At 46.7% G+C, this 21432-nt stretch carries 16 protein-coding genes; 12 read left to right on the forward strand and 4 right to left on the reverse strand.

Annotated elements, in window-relative coordinates:
• Positions 1-121 precede the first annotated feature (121 nt).
• The gene (locus LPB400_RS07225; RefSeq protein ID WP_107769352.1) at positions 122-1012 is read left to right on the forward strand and encodes a LysR family transcriptional regulator; all 891 of its coding nucleotides are present in this window, start codon (positions 122-124) and stop codon (positions 1010-1012) included.
• A gap of 83 nt (positions 1013-1095) precedes the next feature.
• On the opposite strand, the gene LPB400_RS07230 is transcribed toward LPB400_RS07225, so the two are convergent.
• Positions 1096-1947, reverse strand: a complete 852-nt coding sequence (locus LPB400_RS07230) for an MBL fold metallo-hydrolase (RefSeq protein WP_070460674.1) — start codon at positions 1945-1947, stop codon at positions 1096-1098.
• Between the two features lie 97 nt (positions 1948-2044).
• Between LPB400_RS07230 and LPB400_RS07235 the strand changes: the two genes are divergently transcribed.
• From LPB400_RS07235 to LPB400_RS07250, 4 genes are all read left to right on the forward strand, one after another.
• Positions 2045-3031 carry a GlxA family transcriptional regulator gene (locus LPB400_RS07235; RefSeq protein WP_107769353.1) on the forward strand — a complete coding sequence of 329 codons (987 nt, stop codon included), beginning with the start codon at positions 2045-2047 and terminating at the stop codon, positions 3029-3031.
• Positions 3032-3476: 445 nt separating this feature from the next.
• Positions 3477-6092, forward strand: a complete 2616-nt coding sequence (locus LPB400_RS07240) for a type I restriction-modification system subunit M (protein WP_219088562.1) — start codon at positions 3477-3479, stop codon at positions 6090-6092.
• A 9-nt stretch (positions 6093-6101) separates the two neighbouring features.
• Positions 6102-7337, forward strand: coding sequence for a restriction endonuclease subunit S (locus tag LPB400_RS07245; RefSeq protein WP_219088565.1), 1236 nt, complete (start codon positions 6102-6104; stop codon positions 7335-7337).
• A 68-nt stretch (positions 7338-7405) separates the two neighbouring features.
• Positions 7406-10474, forward strand: coding sequence for a type I restriction endonuclease subunit R (locus tag LPB400_RS07250; protein WP_219088567.1), 3069 nt, complete (start codon positions 7406-7408; stop codon positions 10472-10474).
• 78 nt (positions 10475-10552) lie between these two features.
• On the opposite strand, the gene mobA is transcribed toward LPB400_RS07250, so the two are convergent.
• Positions 10553-11134: a molybdenum cofactor guanylyltransferase MobA gene (gene mobA / locus LPB400_RS07255; protein ID WP_049328535.1), complete on the reverse strand. Its 582-nt coding sequence runs from the start codon at positions 11132-11134 to the stop codon at positions 10553-10555.
• 259 nt (positions 11135-11393) lie between these two features.
• Between mobA and LPB400_RS07260 the strand changes: the two genes are divergently transcribed.
• From LPB400_RS07260 to trmB, 3 genes are all read left to right on the forward strand, one after another.
• Positions 11394-13154: a histidine kinase gene (locus LPB400_RS07260; RefSeq protein ID WP_219088569.1), complete on the forward strand. Its 1761-nt coding sequence runs from the start codon at positions 11394-11396 to the stop codon at positions 13152-13154.
• Positions 13151-13807, forward strand: coding sequence for a response regulator (locus LPB400_RS07265; RefSeq protein WP_003680203.1), 657 nt, complete (start codon positions 13151-13153; stop codon positions 13805-13807). Before LPB400_RS07260 ends, LPB400_RS07265 begins: the two co-directional genes overlap by 4 nt.
• Before the next feature lie 137 nt (positions 13808-13944).
• Complete coding sequence (gene trmB / locus LPB400_RS07270) at positions 13945-14673, forward strand: tRNA (guanosine(46)-N7)-methyltransferase TrmB (RefSeq protein WP_219088571.1); 729 nt, start codon at positions 13945-13947, stop codon at positions 14671-14673.
• A gap of 57 nt (positions 14674-14730) precedes the next feature.
• Here the strand turns inward: trmB and ilvA are convergent, their stop codons facing one another.
• The gene (gene ilvA / locus LPB400_RS07275; protein WP_107769358.1) at positions 14731-16254 is read right to left on the reverse strand and encodes a threonine ammonia-lyase, biosynthetic; all 1524 of its coding nucleotides are present in this window, start codon (positions 16252-16254) and stop codon (positions 14731-14733) included.
• A gap of 208 nt (positions 16255-16462) precedes the next feature.
• On the opposite strand from ilvA, the gene LPB400_RS07280 reads away from it, so the two are divergent.
• Positions 16463-17680, forward strand: a complete 1218-nt coding sequence (locus tag LPB400_RS07280; protein ID WP_107769359.1) for a D-alanyl-D-alanine carboxypeptidase family protein — start codon at positions 16463-16465, stop codon at positions 17678-17680.
• Between the two features lie 224 nt (positions 17681-17904).
• Here LPB400_RS07280 and LPB400_RS07285 read toward each other — a convergent pair whose 3' ends face one another.
• Positions 17905-19533 (reverse strand): ABC-F family ATPase, encoded by a 1629-nt coding sequence (locus tag LPB400_RS07285; protein ID WP_003683571.1) that lies wholly within the window; start codon positions 19531-19533, stop codon positions 17905-17907.
• Between the two features lie 184 nt (positions 19534-19717).
• Between LPB400_RS07285 and LPB400_RS07290 the strand changes: the two genes are divergently transcribed.
• From LPB400_RS07290 to cysT, 3 genes are all read left to right on the forward strand, one after another.
• A complete protein-coding gene (locus LPB400_RS07290) occupies positions 19718-19912 on the forward strand; it encodes a hypothetical protein (RefSeq protein WP_036491242.1) in 195 nt (64 codons plus the stop codon).
• Between the two features lie 12 nt (positions 19913-19924).
• A complete protein-coding gene (locus LPB400_RS07295; protein ID WP_107792019.1) occupies positions 19925-20374 on the forward strand; it encodes a DUF4124 domain-containing protein in 450 nt (149 codons plus the stop codon).
• Between the two features lie 160 nt (positions 20375-20534).
• Positions 20535-21371, forward strand: coding sequence for a sulfate ABC transporter permease subunit CysT (cysT, locus tag LPB400_RS07300; protein WP_070460694.1), 837 nt, complete (start codon positions 20535-20537; stop codon positions 21369-21371).
• Positions 21372-21432: the final 61 nt, after the last annotated feature.

Raw genomic sequence — 21432 nt, forward strand, 5'->3', positions numbered from 1 at the left:
TCTCCTGTTTGTTCTCATAAACGTGTAGCCATTTTAGCCCGTGTTTTTATTGAGATAAATTAGGTTTGGTTTTATGATGTCGTGAATTAAATTCACTAATCACCTAAAACGGGGTAGGAAAATGCAGAACTTTAACGAGCTGAATTATTTTTTGACGCTGGCGCAAACGCAGAGTTTTGTGAAGGCAGGACAGCTTTTGGGGATTTCTTCTTCGGCGTTGAGTCATAGCATGAAAAATTTAGAAACGCGGCTGAACCTGCGTCTGTTCAACCGCACTACACGCAATGTGTCGCTGACCGAAGCTGGGCAGCAGCTTTTCGACCAACTTTCTCCACTTTATCAAGCCATAAACCAAGAAGTCGATGCATTAAATGATTTTTTGAATACGCCATCGGGATTGATTCGCATCAATGCCCCTGTAATAGCAGCGGAAGCCGTGTTGTATCCAAAATTAAAGCCGATTTTGAACCAATACCCGAAAACCCGCTTGGAAATTGTGGTGGACGATCGTTGGGCAGATATTGTGAAAGAAGGATTTGATATGGGCGTTCGGTTAGGTAACAAGGTAGCGAAAGAGATGATTGCGGTGCCAATTTCCGCACCGCTCAAAATGGCGTTGGTCGCTTCGCCTAATTATCTGGCGCAACACGGTTCGCCGAAAAATATTGACGATTTGCAGCAGCACCGCCTGATTGGCGCGAAGCTCTCCGCCGCACACGGCGCGGAGATGCAGTGGAAATTTAAAGACAAAAAAGGGCTGATTACGTTCACACCAAAATCGCAGTTTTCCATCAACAACCATCTGCGCCTGCAAGCCGTTTCAGACGGCCTCGGCATCGCGTGGGTGGCACATATGAGCGTGGCGGATGCACTCAATTCGGGGCACCTGGTCGAGCTGTTGCCTGAGTATGCTATGACTTACGAACCGCTTTACCTCTATTACCCCAGCCGCCGCGGGCATTCCAATGTGTTTAAGTTGATTGTGGATGCGTTAAAAGTAAAAGCCGTCTGAAATTTCAGACGGCTTTTTTCATAACAAAGAGAGGCCAAATTTTCCAGTATTTTTGCAAATTCTCTTTAAAAGATGATCGCTTATCAATCTAGCCTCACAGTCTCTCCGTCTTCCGGAACGTTCACACGGCTTTCAATGCCTTGACCGCGTATAAATTTACGCATATCAGCGCGGCTGACGGCGGTATGATTCACGGTATCCATGTGTACGGTGATGATTTTGGCTTTAGGCATGACTTGGCTGGCTTTTAATACATCAGCCGTCCCCATAATAATGCCGTCTGAAATGCCTGAAATCAGCGCGTAGCCCGTGTTCATAATCAGATAATCGGGTTTGTAGCGGTTCAATGCTTTGTTTACATCTGCCGTCCACACAGTATCACCCATAATATAAGCGGTTTTATGTCCGCTGCTTTGGAATACTACACCCATTGCATCGCCTAAGATTTCGGCTAACTGAGGGTTGGCATACATGGCTTCCGTACCGTGTACGCCGCCGGTTTTGCTGATAGTTACACCGTTGAAGACAGAGCTGCCGTTCAACACGCGTACATCAGTAAAGCCTTGGCTGCGGATTTTTGCCGCGTCGGCTTGGTGCTGCACATATACGGGCAGGTTTTTCGGAATGGAACGTGCGGCGGTTTCGTCCCAATGGTCTTCGTGGGTATGGGTAACGATGACTGCATCCACACCGTCTAAAATTTTATTCACGCTCATCGGCAGCCCGACCAGCGGCATTTTGGCTTGGCTGTTGAACGTACCGGCAAAGCCGTTCATGGAATGCTTGGGGGCGAAAAACGGGTCAACCAAAAACGTCTGTCCTGCGTATTCGACTTTGGCAGTAGCGTTACGGATATGTTGGTATGAATCGTCTGCCCAAGCGGAAAAGGCTGTCGCGCCCAAAACAGTAGCAAGAATAAATTGCTTGAATTTCATGATGTTGCTCCTTAAAAAATCATAGAGCGTATTTTAAGCAGCAGGTGCATCGGCTAAAATAGGCAATATTGCCAATAAACGTAAGGATAGTGCCAAAATGTCGTCTGAAAACGAGCGTAACGAGTTTCGCCAAAATCAAGCTGTCCCCAAAATCGTGCTATATGCTCAATCGGGCATGAATGATTTTGTCTTCAACATTCCCTTTTCTGTTTTTCAGACGGCCTATCGGGACAATCCGCTCTTTGACCTGAAAATCTGTTCCGATGATAGCAAAGACGTCATCACGGCACTGGGCGCAAGCATTCCCGTACACGGCGGCTTGGATTTGATGGAAGAAGCCGACATCATCGTCATCGCAGGCTGGCGCAATATTGAAGAAACCCCGACGCCCGAGTTGAGCGCACATTTACAGAAAGCAGTACAACGTGGTGCACATATCACTACCCTATGCTACGGCTCTTACGCCCTTGCCTACACAGGACTTTTAGACGGCAGAACCGCCGCCACCCACTGGCTTGCCGAAGACGACTTTGTCCGCCGTTTCCCTAAAATTCATCTGGATACCAACCGCCTATATGCGGAAGACGGCAACTTTTTAACATCGGCAGGTGCGGCGGGCGGGCTGGATTGCTGCCTGTACCTCATCCGCAAAATCCACGGTGCAACCGTTGCCAACGACCTTGCCCGTACCTTGGTTGCGGCACCACACCGCGAAGGCGGGCAGGCGCAGTTTATCCACCGACCCGTCGAACGCCGTACTGCCGATGACAAAATCAATCACTTATTAGACGAACTGCGCCAAAACCTTGCGACCCCATACCGCTTGGACGATTTGGCAAAAAAATTAGCTGTTTCCCGCCGAACCTTTATCCGCCATTTTTCTCAAGCCACAGGTATGAATTTCGGTGAGTGGCTCACCACAGAGCGGCTATGGCAGGTACAGGATTTATTGGAAAATACGGATTTGCCGATAGAACGCATCGCCGAACAAAGCGGCTTCGGCAGTGCGGCAAACCTACGTTTGCAGTTCAAAGCCAAATTTAAAATCAATCCGAATGCCTGGCGGAAAGTATTTGGCAGATAGCTTGCGTTAGTCAATCCAAAATACCTGAGTGCAGGCTGCTTCGGAGATCGTCTGAAAATACAAAAAGCAGCCTGTACTTTTCAGACGGCCTTTTTTCTTTTTCAAAGAGTAGAGAAATTTCAAAGAGTTTTTATAAATCATCTTCAAAATCCAAACGCTTGTTCTATCCTAATCATTTATATTCAAAGATGACAAGCTCAATCTCATCCTCGCCAATAGAGATAGCGGCTCTTATATGGATACAAGATGCCGTCTGAAAGTTGAGTTTCAGACGGCCTTTGTGTAATGTGAGCTTTCCTACCATTTTGCATTGCATCGATGAATCATACTTCCTCTACGATGTAAATTATGTAAACACTGTGTTGATGGTTTATCATAGCTAGCCTGCACCAAGTAATCATAAATACCGTAATATGTATAAAATCAAAAACCAATAAGAGAAAAAATGAATAAACAACAACTTGCAGCCAAAATTTGGCAATCTGCGAATAAAATGCGTTCCAAAATTGAAGCGAACGAATACAAAGACTACATCTTAGGCTTTATTTTCTACAAATTTTTGTCCGACAAACTGGAGAAATTTGCCCTTGAACAAGGCTTAGAAAAATCAAATTTTGCCGATGAGCTTACCGAAGCTAACGGGGAGCTTGTCAACCATATCAAAAGAAACCTCGGTTATTTCATCAGCTACGAACATCTATTCTCAACTTGGCTAGCCCAAGGCTCGGATTTCAATATTGCCAACGTCCGCACTGCAATGAGCGCTTTCAGCCGCAATATTGCAGAAAACTACATCTCAGTTTTTGACGGTATTTTCAAAACCTTAGAATCCGGTTTGAGCAAATTGGGAGATACCGCCGCCAGCCAAACCAATGCGGTGAAAGACCTTTTTGTACTGATTGCCGATATACCGATGGACGGCAAACAGGGCTATGACGTATTGGGCTTTATTTATGAATACCTGATTAGCATGTTTGCTGCCAACGCAGGCAAAAAAGCGGGCGAATTCTATACGCCGCACGAAGTATCTTTGCTGATGTCTGAAATCATTGCCGACCATCTCAAAGACCGTGAAGAAATCAGCATTTACGACCCGACCAGCGGCTCAGGTTCATTGCTGATCAACATCGGCCATAGCGTTGCCAAACATCTCAAAAGCGCCGACAGCATCAAATATTACGCACAAGAATTAAAAGAAAACACTTACAACCTCACGCGCATGAATCTGGTCATGCGCGGCATTTTGCCGAGCAATATTTTCACCCGCAATGCCGATACATTAGAAGACGACTGGCCGCTGGAAGGCGATCCGCTGTATCTGGATGCCGTAGTGTCCAATCCGCCCTATTCCCAGCCGTGGAATCCCAAAGACAAAGAAGGCGACATCCGCTACAAACGCTTTGGCGTCGCCCCGCAGGCAAAAGCCGATTTTGCCTTTCTATTGCACGACCTCTTCCACTTAAAGCCCGAAGGCATCATGACCATCGTTTTGCCTCATGGCGTGCTTTTTAGGGGTGGCGAAGAAGAGAAAATCCGCAAAAATCTGATTGAATACAATCATATCGATGCCATTATCGGTCTGCCTGCCAATATCTTTTTTGGTACGGGCATTCCCACCATCATCATCGTTTTACGCCAAGAACGCGAACGTAACGACGTGTTGATGATTGACGCCTCCAAACATTTCATTAAAGTGGGCAAAAACAACCATTTGCAGGCAAGCGACATCAAGCGCATTGTCGATTGCGTGACCCATCGTCGGGAATTGCCTAAATTCTCCCGCATTGTGCCGAAAGCCGAAATTGTGGCAAACGGCTACAACCTCAATATTCCGCGCTATGTCGATTCCGCCGAACCGACGGAGCAATGGGATATTTTCGCCACCATACACGGCGGCATTCCCAAAGCAGAGCTGGCACAATTCGCAGACTACTGGGCAGCCTTTGACGGTTTACAGACGGCCTTATTTACCGATAACGGCACACCTTATGTGCAGCCGAAAACCAACAATCTCAAAGCTGCCATGCAAAGCCACGCCAGCGTGCTGAATTACCAAGCGCAATTTGCAGAAAACTTTGCCGATTTCACTACCAGCTTGGAAACCCTGCTGATTGAGCCGATGGAAACGCTCAACATCTCCCAAACCCAGCAGCAACTCGCCGAACTTATTCGGGAAAAAGTACAGGCAATGCCCTTATTGGATTTTTATACTGCCTATCAAAAACTCGATGACCTATGGCGCGCCGATGTGGCTGGTATTGCCGCCGATTTGGAGATGATTCAAACCGAAGGCAAACAGGCAATTAAGCAGGTTGATCCATTTATGGTGCTGAAAAAAGACAGCAAAACCAAAAAAGAAGCCGAAGTACAAGACGGTTGGGTGGGGCATATTCTGCCGTTTGAATTGGTGCAGGCCGTCAAACTGCCGCAGGAATTGGCAAACCTAAAAGCCAAAGAAACCCGCTTGGCGGAAATTGCCGCCGAAATGCAAAGCATTTTGGAAAACCTCAGCGAAGAAGAAAAAGCCTGCCCTGCCGTCAATGAAGAAGGCGACGGCTTTATCAATGCCGAAATTCCCAAAGCCTTGCAACAAGAATTGGAAGCTGACGGCATAGTGATTGCCAAAAAAGCCGACTTGACCAAAGCCATCGACAAACACATTTTTGCCGAAGAAAGCCTAGGTGCAAAATTGCAGACGGCCTATAAACTGCTTGCCGAAGAAAAAACGCTCAAGGCGGAACTCAAGACCCTATCCGCCGAGCTTCACAGCAAAACCAAGGCCGCCATTGAAGCCCTAGATGATGCCGAAGCCCTCGATTTGCTCCGTCAAAAATGGTTTGTTCCGCTTAATGAGGCGATGTGCAGGCTACCTGAAAACATGCTGGCGCAATTCAGCCAAAGACTGACCGCACTTTGCGACAAATATGCCGACACCTATCAGCACATCAGCGAGCGTAAACAAGAAAGCGCCGCCGAACTGGCGCAAATGATGGACGAACTCACCGGAAGCGAATTTGACTTGCAGGGCATTGCCGCATGGCAGGCAATTTTGAAAGGCTAAGGGGACAAAATGAATAAGCAACAAGAGCCACGTTTGCGGTTTAAAGGTTTTACGGGGGCGTGGAAAGAACAAAAAATTATAGAAATAGCAGAGTATGTTGATTATCGTGGGAAAACGCCAAGAAAAACAGAAGAAGGCATTTTTCTTATTACTGCTAAAAACGTAAAAATGGGAAGTTTAGATTATAAAGTTTCACAAGAGTTTATCGCTATTGAAGATTTTGAAAGTGTAATGAGTCGTGGAAAAGCTGAAATTGGGGATGTGTTAATTACGACCGAAGCTCCTTTAGGAAATGTTGCCCAAATAGATCGGGAAGATGTAGCTCTTGCTCAACGAATAATCAAATATCGTGGAATAAAGGGTATCTTAAACAATGATTTCTTAACTCAGAAATTTTTAACTAATACGTTTCAGGCTACTTTAGGTTCTCTTTCATCTGGTGGTACAGTTCAAGGCATTAAGGGCAGCTTATTACATCAAATTGAAATTAAATACCCTTCCCTCCCCGAACAAACCCACCTCGGTTTGTTTTTCAGTCGCCTAGACAGCCAAATTGCCGAGAGCCGTGCAGTGTTGGAAAAAAGCCGTCAGCTTAAAAAGGCAATGCTGGCAAAAATGTTCCCCGCAAATGGTGAAAAAACACCGAAAATCCGCTTTAAAGGGTTTGAGGGGGAATGGGAATGTAGAAAATTCAGTGAGGTAGCCGAACTGCGTAGAGGTTTAACATATTCACCATTAGATATTTCCCCAAATGGTATTCGTGTTTTGCGTTCCTCTAATATTGATGAAGAAAATTATATTGAAAAAAATGATGATGTTTTTGTGTGCGAACGTGCGGTAAACATTCCCTTAGTTCAGAATGGAGATATTTTAATTACGGCAGCAAATGGTTCTTCTCGTTTGGTGGGAAAACACGCAATTATTCAAACATCTATGCCAGCAGTTCATGGCGGTTTTATGCTTTTAGCAAAAACAGAAAATCCTTATTTTTTAAATGCCTCAATGAGCTCTACTTGGTATTTAGATTTTATTCGCATTTTCGTAGCAGGCGGGAATGGAGCAATTGGAAACTTAAGTATTGGCGATTTAAATGAACAAGAAATTCTAATTCCTAAAACTCTGGAAGAACAAACCGCCATCGGCAACTTCTTCCGCCAACTGGACGAAACCATTGCCTTACAGACGGCAGAAGTCGAAAAATTAAACCAACTCAAAAAAGGACTGTTGGCGGCGATGTTGGTCTAAAACGGGTGTTCCTGCCCATGATTGAGGCCGTCTGAAAAATTGTAGTAGCGCCCTTACGGAGAAAAAAAATGTTTAATAAAGAAGCTGATTTTGAAAATGCACTGATTGCCTTGCTGTCCACTAAAAGCTGGGAAAAGGAAGTGTTGCGCTATCCCACCGAAGAAAAGTTAATTGCCAACTGGCAGGAGCATTTGAATAAAACCAACCAACATATCGACAAGCTCGATGTGCCGTTGCTTCGCACGGAAATGAACCAGATTTTGGAGCAGGTGCAGGCATTGAAAACGCCTTATGCGTTAAACGGCTTTATCAACGGCAAAACGGTGGCAATCAAGCGTGAAAATGAGGAAAGCCGTCATTTCGGCAAGGAAGTGTCGTTGGATATTTTCGACCGTGAGGAAATTTCTGCCGGCAAAAGCCGCTATCAAATTGCCCAGCAGCCCCAATTTACTCCTCGTTCGGATTTATACCCTAAGCAGCGCGGCGATTTGATGTTGTTAATTAATGGGATGCCGATGTTCCATATTGAGCTGAAACGCTCAGGAGTGGGCAACATCAGTCAAGCGACCAATCAAATTGAGCGATACCATAAGGCAGGCGCGTTTTCTGGCATTTTTAGCCTGGTGCAGGTGTTTGTGGCGATGACGCCGGAAGAATGCCGCTATTTTGCCAATACCGGCGGTCAATTAAATCCTGCGTTTTATTTCCGTTGGGCGGATTTCAATAATGTGTATATGAACGATTGGGACAAGGTGGCGACGCATTTCCTCTCGATTCCGATGGCACACCAGTTTATCGGCGATTACACCATTGCCGATGCGAAAGACGAGCAGCTGAAAGTGTTGCGCAGCTATCAGTATTATGCGGTCAACAAAATTGCCGACACGGTGGCAAAGACAGATTGGACTTCGGGCAATCAGCGCGGTGGCTATATTTGGCATACCACAGGATCGGGAAAAACAATGTCGAGTTTTAAATCGGCGCAGTTAATCAGCCGCCGTAAAGATGCGGATAAGGTGATTTTCTTGCTCGACCGTATTGAGCTGGGCAAGCAATCGCTGGAGGAATATCAGAATTTTGCCGACAGCAAGGATGATGTACAGGCAACGGAAAACACCGCCATTTTGCTCGCCAAGCTGAAAAGCAAACAAGACCGCGACCGCTTAATCGTTACCTCCATTCAAAAAATGAGTAATATCAAGGCGGAAGAAGGAGTCAATGAGGCTGACATCGAGCAAATCAGTGGTAAACGTTTGGTGTTTATCGTTGATGAAGCCCACCGCACTACTTTTGGCGATATGTTGCTCACCATTAAGCACACCTTCCCCAATGCGATTTTCTTCGGCTTTACCGGCACGCCGATTGAAGAAGAAAACGCTAAGAAAAGTTCAACCACTGCCACGGTTTTCGGCAATGAATTGCACCGCTATTCGATTGCAGACGGCATTCGTGATGAAAATGTGCTGGGCTTTCACCCCTTCCATATCCGCACCTTTAAAGACAGCGATTTACGCAGATCTGTCGCTTTGCAAGAAGCCAAAGCAGCAGATGAAAGCGAAGTATTTGCCGATGACCAAAAGAAAAAAATCTACAATCAATTTATGAATGATGTGCCGATGGCGGGAGAATATACTTCAGACGGCAAATATCGAAAAGGCATTGAAGATTATATACCCAATGTGCAATATCAAACGCCGGAACATGTGAATGCGGTGATTGACGACATGCTGGATAATTGGCCACGCCTCAGCCAAGGCAAAAAATATCATGCCATTTTTGCCACCAGCTCTATTCCCGAAGCGGTCAATTATTATCGCTTAATTAAAGCCAGAAATTCCGGGCTGAAGCTGACTGCCCTTTTCGATCCGAATATTCTTAACGATGGTCAAGGCAACGATAAGGAAGAATGGATTGCCGAAATTTTGAATGATTACAACGCCCAGTTTGGCACAAGCTTCGGCTACGCCACTTATTCCCGATTTAAAACGGATTTGTCGGATAGGTTGTCGCATATCAATGCGTATAAGAGAATTAAACCCGACGAGCAGCTGGATTTGTTGATTGTGGTTGATCAGATGCTGACGGGCTTCGACAGCAAATGGCTCAATACGCTCTATCTAGACAAAATTTTGGATTACGCCAACTTGATTCAGGCATTTTCCCGCACTAACCGCTTATGCGACAAAACCGATAAACCTTTTGGTTTAATCCGCTATTACCGTAAGCCGCATACGATGCAACGCAATATTGAGCGAGCCGTAAAACTTTATTCGGGCGACCGTCCAATGGGGCTGTTTGTCGATAATTTAGATAAAGTTATCGACAAAATGAATGTCTGTTTTGCCGATATTGCCGATATTTTCAAATGGGCAGGATTAGAGGATTTTTCAAAAAATCCTGAAGATACAACCTCATGCGCAAAGTTTGTCAAACTATTCAATCAGCTCAATGAGCACTTACAAGCTGCTCGGCTCTTGGGCTTTTCTTGGGAAAAATCAAGCTATGACGTGGTGCAGGAAGACGACAGCGTGATCACTGCCACACTCAATTTCGATCAAGAAACCTACGATAAACTGCTGGCTCGTTATAAAGATTTGTTTAAAGAGAATCTAAGCAATGGTGGCGGTAACGATGATGTGCCATTTGATTTGCGTTCACACATCAACGAAATCGAAACCGATAAAATTGATCAAAATTATATGAATGCCCGTTTTGAAAAATGGCTTAAAACCATCGGCGGCATAGAAGAAGCTGCTGCACTTGAGGAACTACACCACTCTTTTGCTACGCTTTCTAAGGAAGATCAAAAATTTGCTGAGTTGTTTTTACATGATGTGCAATCCGGCGATATCAAGCTTGATCCAAATTTAGCATTAAGTGATTACATCACCACGTACAAACAAAAAGATGCCAATGATAAGGTGCTAAAAGTAATTAAAGGTTTAGGGCTGGATGGAGATTTGCTACGTGCGCTGTTGGCAAGAAAATATACCAGCGAAAATTTGGACTTAGGCAGACTAAATGACCTAAAAGCAACAGTCGATAGGGAAAAAGCCAAAGTTTATTTTAACGAAGAACGTATATTTTATTTAAATATACGGATTGATGAATTCCTAAGGGAACTAATTACAAGATAGTTATTACCTATTGAAAGATATTAAATAATCATCAAGTTAGCATATCTCTACCTGAACATTAGCCCCTCACCGACCCAACTACAAAGGCTGGGCCAAATCGTTTTCCGTGTTGTAGCTGATAAAATCCTGCTCATGAGGGAAATGGACAACCCGCGCGCGCTGTTGCTGTAGCCAGCCGCGGATGCTGCGCATTCCTGAATAAAGGTATGGCACGGTGCTTTGCAGGATTTGCGGCCGGATAAACATCACGCTGTAATGCGGTCTGGCAGGGGTCTCCACATAAAACGCATTGCACAATGGCGTGCGCCGCGCGATGGTTTCAAACTGGGAAACCAAGTTCTCCGGCAAACGCGGCATATCGCAGGATACGATAAGCAGCCAATCGGCAGTGGCAATTTGCAAATCGTTGGCAGCAGTACACAAAGCGGCTAAAGGGCCGTAATGCTGCCATTGGCGCGCATCAGAAAAAACGTGCGCGCTGCGTTGCGCGTAAGATTCAAGGTTACGGTTGGCACTGATGGCGATATGGCTGACTTGGGGGCGGATTTTTTCGATAACATGATCTATCAAGGCTTTGTTGTGCCATTGCACCAACCCCTTATCGACACCTCCCATCCGGCTTCCCTGCCCGCCGGCCAATATCAGTGCGAAAATTTTCATTTTGGTAGTCCTTTGCGAAGCAGAGTATGGAGTGTGGTTCAAGATGTTGTGTTTATTGGATAAGTTTCAAGGTTTCAGGCCGTCTGAAACCTTATTTTCATGATTTAATTCACTTGAAATGAATTTTATCATAACATGATTTTACATTAAACCCCTGTTTTTTCTTATCATAACCATACAATTATTTTAGACAGGTTGTTTATAGGCCGAAAGAATGATATTTTTATAAGATTATCGGATTAGTTCACCTGCGTGCTTTATGCGTTTATTCTCCGGATCTTCAGACGGCCTGAGCCTGTCTTCGCGTTTAAAACTACTGACTTTTTTATGGGTCAGTTCGGCGTTTTTGTCGATTGTCTTTACCCTGCTGCTTTCTTGGCGTTTGGAAAACGCAGCCAAAACGATTGAAGATGCAGGCAGTTTGAAAATGCAGGTGTACCGTTTGGCTTACATGGCAAGTGTCCGTACACCCAATGCGCAAATTGACAACCAAATCAAAGAATTTGAGCGTACGCTGGCCAATGTGACGCAAAGTGATGCCATTCATCCGCTGATTCCGTCTCAAATGCCGCTGGCTTATGACTTGATTCAATCGATGCTGTTGATTGATTGGGAATCCAATATCAAGCCGTCTTTACAACATTACGAGCGTCCAACCCAAATCGGCCTGTACCGTTTTGCCGGCAACATCGAGCTGTTTTTACAGGCGATGGAAAATGCCAACGAGCAAAATACCTTGTGGCTGCGCCGCTTCCAAATGGCCATGATGCTGATGATTGTTGTGGCTGCAGGCTTGATGATTGTTTGGCATTATTCATGGATTATCCGGCCCTTGGAAAAACTGCGTGATGGCGTAGAAACCATCAGCAAAGGGCATTTCGGCGTTCAAATCGAGACAGACCAGATCCGTGAGTTTGCCCAAGTAAGCAAGGGTTTCAACCAAATGAGCCGCCGTCTGCATACGCTTTATACAGACTTGGAAGGACAAGTTGCCAAACAAACCCAAGACTTGGCGCGGCAAAACCGTGATTTGACCCTGCTCTACCAAACCACGCGCAATCTGCACCAAACCTTTACGCCGCAACAGGCCGCAGAAGAATTTTTGGCTCAGATTCTGCCGGCGTTTTCCGCTTTGGGCGGTACGGTATATCTTTCCGATGAAGAACGCAAACGCTCTGACTTGGCGGCAAGTGTCGGTGAAACCGAAGAGGGAAATCGTGTAGAATTCCCAATCGTTTACCAAGACGAACAGCTCGGTGTATTGGCCCTGTATTTTTCAGACGGCCATATGCCTGATGAGCAAGACGAAAAACTGCTGCATACCTTAAGCGGACAGCTGGGCATTTCCATCGCCAACAACCGCATGGAACAAGAGCGCCGCCTGCTTGCAGTCTTGCAGGAGCGTAACTTGATTGCGCAAGGTTTGCATGACAGCATCGCACAAGCTTTGACCTTTTTGAATTTGCAGGTACAAATGCTGGAAAGCGCGTTTGCTTCAGACCAACGCGAGCAGGCAGAAGAAAATATCGGCTTCATCAAAGACGGCGTGCAGGAATGCTACGAGGACGTACGCGAACTTTTGATGAATTTCCGCACCAAAATCAGTAATAAAGATTTTCCTGAAGCGGTAGAATCGCTGCTGGCGCGTTTTGAACGACAAACCGGTATTCCAGTTGATTTAAAATGGCAGGACGACGGGCAGGCTTTGAATTATGATGAGCATTTGCAGATCATCTTCATTTTGCAGGAAAGCCTGTCCAATATCCGGAAGCACGCGCGTGCGCAACATGTCAGCGTCGAAATTGCCAACCACGGCGATTTTGTCATGACGATTCGTGACGACGGCGCAGGCTTTAATAAAGAACACCTATCAAACCGGCCTTCAGGCGAACATGTCGGCTTGGGCATTATGCAGGAACGGGCCCAACGGATTAACGCAGAATTGGCCATTACATCGCAGATTGGGCAAGGTACGGCGGTTATGCTGACTTTGCCGCAACAAATGAGAACAGCATCATGACGATTAAAATTACCCTTATTGACGACCACACCCTATTTCGCAGCGGCATCAAAGCCCTGCTCTCCCGCCAGCCTGATTTTGAAGTCGTCGGCGAAGCTTCAGACGGCCTGGCCGGCGTAAAAATGGTTGAGCAGCTCAAGCCTGATGTGGTTTTGCTGGACTTGGATATGCCGGTCATGAACGGCCGCGAAGCATTGGCTCAAATTTTAAGTATCAATCCTCAACTGACCGTCATTATGCTGACTGTTTCCGAAGACAGCGATGATTTGACCGAATGTATGCGTATGGGTGCAAAAGGCTTTTTGCTGAAAAACATCAATGCCGACTTCCTGTTGGAAAGCATCCGCAAAGCTGTCGATGGCGACAACGTCTTTTCTCCAGAAATGACCAGCCGCTTGGTGCAATCGCTGATTTCCCCATCTCCTTCCCGCTCCGACCATCTGCTGGAGCAACTGACCCCGCGCGAAATGGAAATCTTGGGCTATCTTGCCGCCGGACACAGCAACAAAATTATTGCCCGCCATTTGAACTTGGCAGAGTCAACCGTCAAAGTGCATGTGCAAAACTTGTTGCGCAAGTTGAACCTAAGCAGCCGCGTCCAAGCTGCGGTTTATGCAGTGCAACACAAAGTACCGCAACCGGTATTGTCTTAATCAGGCCGTCTGAAACCTTCTTTTTAAAAGGTTTCAGGAAAAGCGTTTATTCGCTATAATCACGCCGATTTATATGCAGGGTTGTCTGATTCTTTCAGACGGCCTTTTTATTTGATTTCTCACTGATTTAAAACAACATGTCCGAAAACATTCCAGAAAATACACCCGAAAATACACCCGAAAATACCGTTCCTGAAGAACACAAACGCAGCATCCGCAGTTTCGTCTTGCGTCAAGGCCATATGACCGCGGCCCAACAGCGCGCCATTGATACAATGTGGCCGCAATTTGGTGTGGACTTCCAAGAAGCTCCTTTGGATTTGAACCGCGCTTTTGGACGGGACAATCCTAAAGTATTGGAAATCGGTTTCGGTATGGGCGTCGCGACAGTGGAAATTGCCAAACGTCTGCCCGATACCGACTTTTTAGCAATTGATGTTCACGGCCCGGGCGTCGGTAATATCTTGAAGCTGATTGAGGAAGAACACATTTCCAATATCCGCGTGATGCGTCATGATGCAGTGGAAGTAGTAGAAAAGATGCTGGAAGACGGTTCTTTAGACGGCATTCATATTTTCTTCCCCGACCCTTGGCACAAAAAACGCCACAATAAACGCCGCTTGGTACAAGTGCCTTTTGTTGAAAAGCTGCTGCCCAAACTCAAAAGCGGCGGCTATGTCCATATGGCGACCGACTGGGAAGAATACGCCGTACAAATGCTGGAAGTTTTGAGCAGTTGCGACTCTTTGCAAAACACGGCTGCCGATTACGCCCCTACGCCCGATTATCGCCCTGAAACCAAATTTGAAGCCCGAGGCAAACGATTGGGTCATGGCGTTTGGGACTTGGTGTTCCGTAAGAAATAGCCGAACATAAAACACAAGGCCGTCTGAAAAATTTCAGACGGCCTTTTATCTTACTGATTAAGCTAAGAAAAGTTTATAAGCCGGATTATCGGTTTCTTCTTTATAAACATAACCCAAGCTCTCCAAGAAGTCGGTAAAGGCTTCATTGTCGCTTTCAGGTACATCGATACCGACCAAAATACGGCCGTAGTCCGCACCATGATTGCGATAATGGAACAAAGTAATATTCCATTCAGCACGCATATGGTTCAAGAAACGGGACAATGCGCCGGGGCGCTCCGGAAATTCAAAGCTGACCAAGCGTTCGCTGGATACTTTTTCCGTACGTCCGCCGACCATGTAACGGATATGGATTTTGGCGATTTCATCATTGGTCAAATCGACATTCGGTAAGCCTGCGTCAGCCAGTTGTTTGCTGATGACGGCCAAGTCTTGCGCACCGGCAGTTTGCAAGCCGACAAAAATATGAGCATTTTTATCGCTGCCGTAGCGATAGTTGAACTCAGTAATATTCCGACTACCCAAGACGTTGATAAACTTGAGGAAGCTGCCTTTTTCTTCAGGAATGGTAACGGCAAAAATACCTTCGTTGCCCTCGCCCAGCTCACTGCGTTCAGAAACATGGCGCAGGCGGTGGAAGTTCATGTTAGCGCCACTGGTGACGGCAACCAGGTTTTGACCTTGAATATTGTTTTTCGCAACGTAAGCCTTCAGGCCGGCAAGCGCCAATGCGCCTGCAGGTTCGGTAATGCTGCGCGTATCGTCAAAAATATCTTTAATTGCGCCGCACAACATATCCGTATTGACCGTAATAATTTCGTCCAACAGTTCTTTACACAGGCGGAAGGTTTCCTCGCCCACCACTTTAACCGCCGTGCCGTCTGAAAACAGGCCGACATCTTTCAAATGTACGATTTCCCCTGCTTCGACCGATTGTTTCATACAGCAAGAATCATTGGTTTGCACGCCAATGACTTTAATTTCAGGACAAACCTGTTTGATAAACGCCGCTACGCCTGCTGCCAAACCGCCGCCGCCAATCGGCACAAAAATAGCATTGATATTGCGGTGTTGACGGAGGATTTCCATGCCGACAGTGCCCTGACCTGCAATCACATCAGGATCATCAAATGGCGCGATATAGGTCAGTTTTTCCTTTTCTGCCAACTCCATCGCATAATCATAGGCATCGTTGTAAGACACACCTTTCAATACCACTTCACCGCCACGGCTCTTTACTGCATCAATTTTGATTTTCGGCGTAGTCTCCGGCATCACGATGACGGCGCGGCAACCCAAATATTGAGCCGACAAAGCCACACCCTGTGCATGGTTGCCCGCGCTTGCTGCAATCACGCCACAATCCAAGGCTTCTTTAGGCAGCTTCGCCATTTTGTTGTACGCGCCGCGAATTTTGAACGAAAACACCGGCTGCAAATCTTCACGTTTGAGCAAAACCTGATTGTTCAGACGGCCTGACAGACTGCGCGCCAAATCCAAGGGCGTTTCTACGGCCACATCATAAACGGAAGCGGTCAAAATACGGGTTAGATAATCAGAAAGAGGAAGGGAATGGTTCATGGTATTTTAGTGTTCGGAAATAAATTGCAATTCGGTCAAATCGACCGGAGGAAAAAGTTAAAACCATACCCCTGAGGCCGTCTGAAGGCAAGAAAAATCTTAGCAAAGCCTAAATGAGACGGTATAATGTCCGCTTAATATCTATTTAATATGCCAAACTGTTTACTTTGAAAGAAACAGTGTCCACTCATATTCAAATCCATAAATAATGATGAAAAAAACGCTACTTAGCTTAATTTTTGCTGCCCTCCTGAATACTCCAGCCCTTGCGGCAGACCCGGTTGCATCCGCACCTGCCGTACAAAGCGAGGCTCAAACGCAGCCACTGCTGCACAGTATCAACAGCCCGACAACGCCGCCGGAAATTGCGGCGACTGCCTATATTGTTACCGACCTGCACAGCAAGCAAACCTTGGCATCCAACAATGCCGACACGCCTATCGAGCCTGCCGCGTTGACGCAAATGATGACCGCCTACCTTGCCTTTAAAGCACTGGAAAACGGTACGCTTCAAGCAGATCAGATGCTGACAGTTTCAAACGTCGGCTGGAAAGTCGAAGGTTCACGCATGTTCCTTGATCCGAAAGTTCCTGTCAGTGTCAGCGATTTGATTAAGGGTACAACCATCCAGTCGGCCAACGATGCCGCCATTACCCTTGCCGAAGCCATTGGCAACGACTCTATCGACGAATTTGTCAAACAAATGAACGAAGAAGCCAAACGCTTGGGCATGAAGCATACCCACTTCAACAACCCGACCGGTATTTCTTCTAACGGCCATGTTTCAACCGTTGGCGACTTGGCCATTTTGGCAGCCGCGCTGATCAATGACTATCCGAAATACTATCCTTTGTTTGCAAACAAATCTTTCAAATACAATAATATCGAACAGCCCAACCGCAACCTCCTGCTCTATCGCGACAGCAGTATCGATGGTTTGAAAACCGGCTATAGCGAAGGCGCAGGCTACCATCTCGCCGCTTCCAGCAAACGCAACAACCGCCGTATTGTTTCCATCCTTGCCGGTGCCGAATCCACCGAAGCGCGCGCCAGCGAAAGCAGCAAACTGCTCAACTGGTCATTGCAGGCATTTGATACGCCTAAACTTTACAACGGCGGAGAAGTGATTTCCCAAGTCAAAGTTTACAAAGGCAGTACCAAAGCCGTAGATATCGGTTTCTTGGACGATGTTTACATTACCATTCCCCACGATACCGGCAAAAACGTCAAACCTATTTTAGAAACGCTTCAGCCCGTCCTCGCCCCGATTGAAAAAGGCCAAGTATTGGGCAAACTGAAAGTCATGAAAGACGGCAAAATCATTGCCGAAAAAGACGTCGTTGCCCTAACCGGTGTTGAAGAAGGCAGCTGGTTGCGCCGTATGTGGGACGCGATTGTGTTGTGGTTTAAAGGTTTATTCAGTTAATCCTCTTTCTATCAAAACATAAATAAAGGCCGTCTGAAATATTTCAAACGGCCTTTTGTATATCTGTTTTATGGCTTTAATAAAAATTCCTAACAAGAAATTTATTCATTTTAATCTTAGCAGTTTCAGTGATTGCCAATATGAAACACTTCAAAAAATGCCGTCTGAAAACACAACGGTTTTCAGACGGCATTTCAATACCTTAATAGGTTATCAATACGGGCTTAAACTAAGCCTTTTTTCTCCAGATAGCTTTCGTAATCGCCCAGGTAGTGTTCATATCCGCCTTTGCCATCCAATTCGATGATTTGGGTAGCCAATGAAGATACAAACTGACGGTCATGTGATACGAAAATCAGTGTGCCGTTGTATTTTTCCAGCGCCATGTTCAAAGATTCGATGCTTTCCATGTCCATGTGGTTGGTCGGTTCGTCCATGACTAAAACATTGGGTTTCAACAGCAACAGTTTGCCGTAAAGCATACGGCCTTTTTCGCCACCTGAGAGAACCTTCACTTTTTTCACGACATCGTTGCTGCCGAAGAGCAAGCGGCCCAAAGTGCCGCGGATGACTTGTTCGTCATCGCCTTCCTGGCCCCATTGGCGCATCCATTCGCTCAGGTCCATATCGACGTCGAAGTCGTTTTCATGGTCTTGCGGGTAGTAGCCGACGCTGGCTTTTTCCGCCCATTTGATGGTGCCTTCGTCCGGCAACAGGCCGTCTGAATATTCGGGGTTGTACGCGCCTGCCAAGAGTTTCAGCAAGGTAGATTTACCTGCGCCGTTCGGGCCGATGATGGCGAGGCGCTGGCCTGCTTCAAGGATGAAGTTCAGGTTTTTAAACAACTGGGTTTCAAAACGTTTGGCCAGTTTTTCAACTTCCACAGCCTGACGGTGCAACTTGGCTTTTTCATCGGCTTCAAAACGGATATACGGGTTTTGACGGGTAGAAGGTTTGACTTCGACCATCTCCGATTTGATTTTGTCTGCCTGTTTCAGACGGCTGGTTGCCTGACGGGCTTTGGATTTGTTGGCGGAGAAACGGGCAACGAACTCTTGCAGCTCTTGCAGTTTCTCTTTGGCTTTGGCGTTGTCTTTCAGGGCGCGCTCACGCGATTGGGCGGAAGCGAGCATATAGTCGTCGTAATTGCCCGGATAAATGGTGATGGTGTTGTAGTCCAAATCCGCCATGTGTGTGCAGACTTCGTTCAAAAAGTGACGGTCGTGCGAGATGATAATCATGGTGGAGTCGTATTGGTTCAACACGCCTTCCAGCCAGCGGATGGTATTAATGTCCAAGTTATTGGTCGGTTCGTCCAAGAGCAATACATCTGGTTTGGAGAACAGGGCTTGCGCCAACAATACGCGCAGTTTGAAGCCAGGGGCGACTTCCGCCATGGTGGCATTGTGCAAATCTTCGGAAATGCCCACGCCGCTCAACAATTCGGCAGCGCGTGCTTCAGCGGTGTAGCCGTCGTATTCGGCAAACTTGGCTTCCAGTTCTGCAGCCTTCATGTAGTCGTCTTCGGTGGCTTCGGGATTGGCGTAAATCGCATCACGCTCGGTCATCGCCGCCCACATTTCGGTGTGACCCATCATCACCACGTCCAGCACGCGCATGTCTTCGTAGGCAAACTGGTCTTGGCGCAATTTACCCAAACGCACGCCGTTTTCAATCGCTACTTCGCCGGCAGTCTGTTCCAAATCGCCGCCGAGGATTTTCATGAAGGTGGATTTGCCTGAGCCGTTGGCGCCGATCAAGCCGTAACGGTTGCCTTCGCCGAATTTGACGGATACGTTTTCAAACAGCGGCTTTGCGCCGAACTGCATGGTGATGCCGTTGGTAGAAATCATTATTCGTAAAACCTTTATAAATAGAATGTTATAATCGGACGCGATTGTAGCATATTTTTGCAAAGACCTCAGGATTGAGGCATGGCAAATATGCCCAATTTCGATGCAAGATAAAAACAGACAACGCTTCACGAGAAAATGCGTTGCAGTCAGCATTTCAGGCCGTCTGAATCGGAGAAACGATATGGAAACGCACAAAATCTATTACGCCGTGATTATTTTGGTATGTGCCGCTTCCATGCTGCTCAGCCCGTTTTTCTATATCCGCCGCACGCGCTCAGGCGCTGAATTGCGGCGCGCACCCAGGCAATGGAAACCCATCCTATTCGCCAACATCATCATGATTGCAGCTTTGTTTGTTTGGTGGAAATGGTTTTAAGGAAAAATAAAAATGAACAAAATCTGGATCAGCACATTACTGCTCGCTTTGACAACTGCGGTTTCCGCCGCGCCTATTTTTGAATGTACCGATTCTGCCGGCCGCAAAGTCTATACACAAGCCGGCGGCAAAAACTGCAAAGCCAGCAATATCGGCAAACCGTCCGTATATACTTCTGCGCCTGTTTCAACACCGGCAACGCCGATTTCCCCAAGCAAAGCCGAGCAAGCAGAAGAAGCTGTTGCCCCGGTCAATCCGGCTGATGTCGGCGCGGCCAAGCGTGCTTTAGATACCGCCAAGAAAAATTTGGAAGAAGGCAAAAAAATACGTTATGGCAATGAACGCAACTATGCCCGCTATCTCGAACGGATCAAGGGTTTGGAAAAAGCCGTCCGCTCGGCTCAGGAAAACTATGACGCGGCGCAACACCAGCCTGCATCTCAAGATCCTGTTGCCTATTGATCCTTACCACACCAGCAAGGCCGTCTGAAATTTGGTTTTCAGACGGCCTTTTCATGTCTTCAATATAACAAAATCGTCTTTATACCAAACAAAGCATTCTTTCCAGTTTTCAGACTGCCTTGTTAAAGTAAGCGTGTATTAAATTCTGACGGTTGCCATTATGTTGTTACTCAAAACGCCTTCTGTATTGCCGGGTTTCAAACTCAGCCTGGGCTTGACGGTTTTATGCCTGTCGCTTTTGGTGGTTTTGCCGTTTGCGATGATGGCGGCCAAAGCGGCAGAAATCGGCTGGAGCGGATTTTGGAACACGATTACCGAACCCAATGTCTTGGCGGCCGTCTGGCTGAGCTTGCGGATGTCGTTTTATGCGATGTTGACCAATATCGTGTTCGGCACGTTGGTCGCCTGGGTATTGGTGCGCTACGAATTTCCAGGCAAAGGGTTGGTAAACGCTTTGGTCGATTTGCCGTTTGCGCTACCGACAGCAGTAACAGGCATTGCATTGGCAACCTTGTATGCGCCCAATGGCTGGATAGGCCGTTTTTTCGAGCCTTTGGGCATCAAAATCGCCTTTACGCCCATCGGTATTTGGATTGCGCTGATTGTCGTCAGTCTGCCCTTTATCGTCCGCGCCGTGCAGCCGGTATTGGAAGAATTGTCAGGCGAGTATGAAGAAGCTGCGGCAACTTTGGGCGCAAGCCGTTGGACTACGTTCCGCCGTGTCCTTTTGCCTGAAATCACACCGGCCTTGTTGACCAGTGCAGGCATGATGTTTGCCCGCTCTACCGGCGAATACGGCTCGGTCATTTTCATCGCAGGCAATATTCCGATGGTGTCTGAAATCCTGCCATTGATTATTACCGGAAAACTGGAGCAATACGATGCTCAGGGCGCGTCTGCCGTTGCTCTGTTTATGCTGATGATTTCATTTGTCATCCTGCTGATTTTAAACATTATGCAATGGACTTTAAGCCGCCGCGCCGGAGCGAGGGTTTAACAAACAACAGGCCGTCTGAAACATCAAGCAAACATTTTTCAGACGGCCTAAAAGGATACAA

The organism is Neisseria perflava (genome assembly GCF_019334725.1).
Classification (GTDB): Bacteria; Pseudomonadota; Gammaproteobacteria; order Burkholderiales; family Neisseriaceae; genus Neisseria; species Neisseria subflava_A.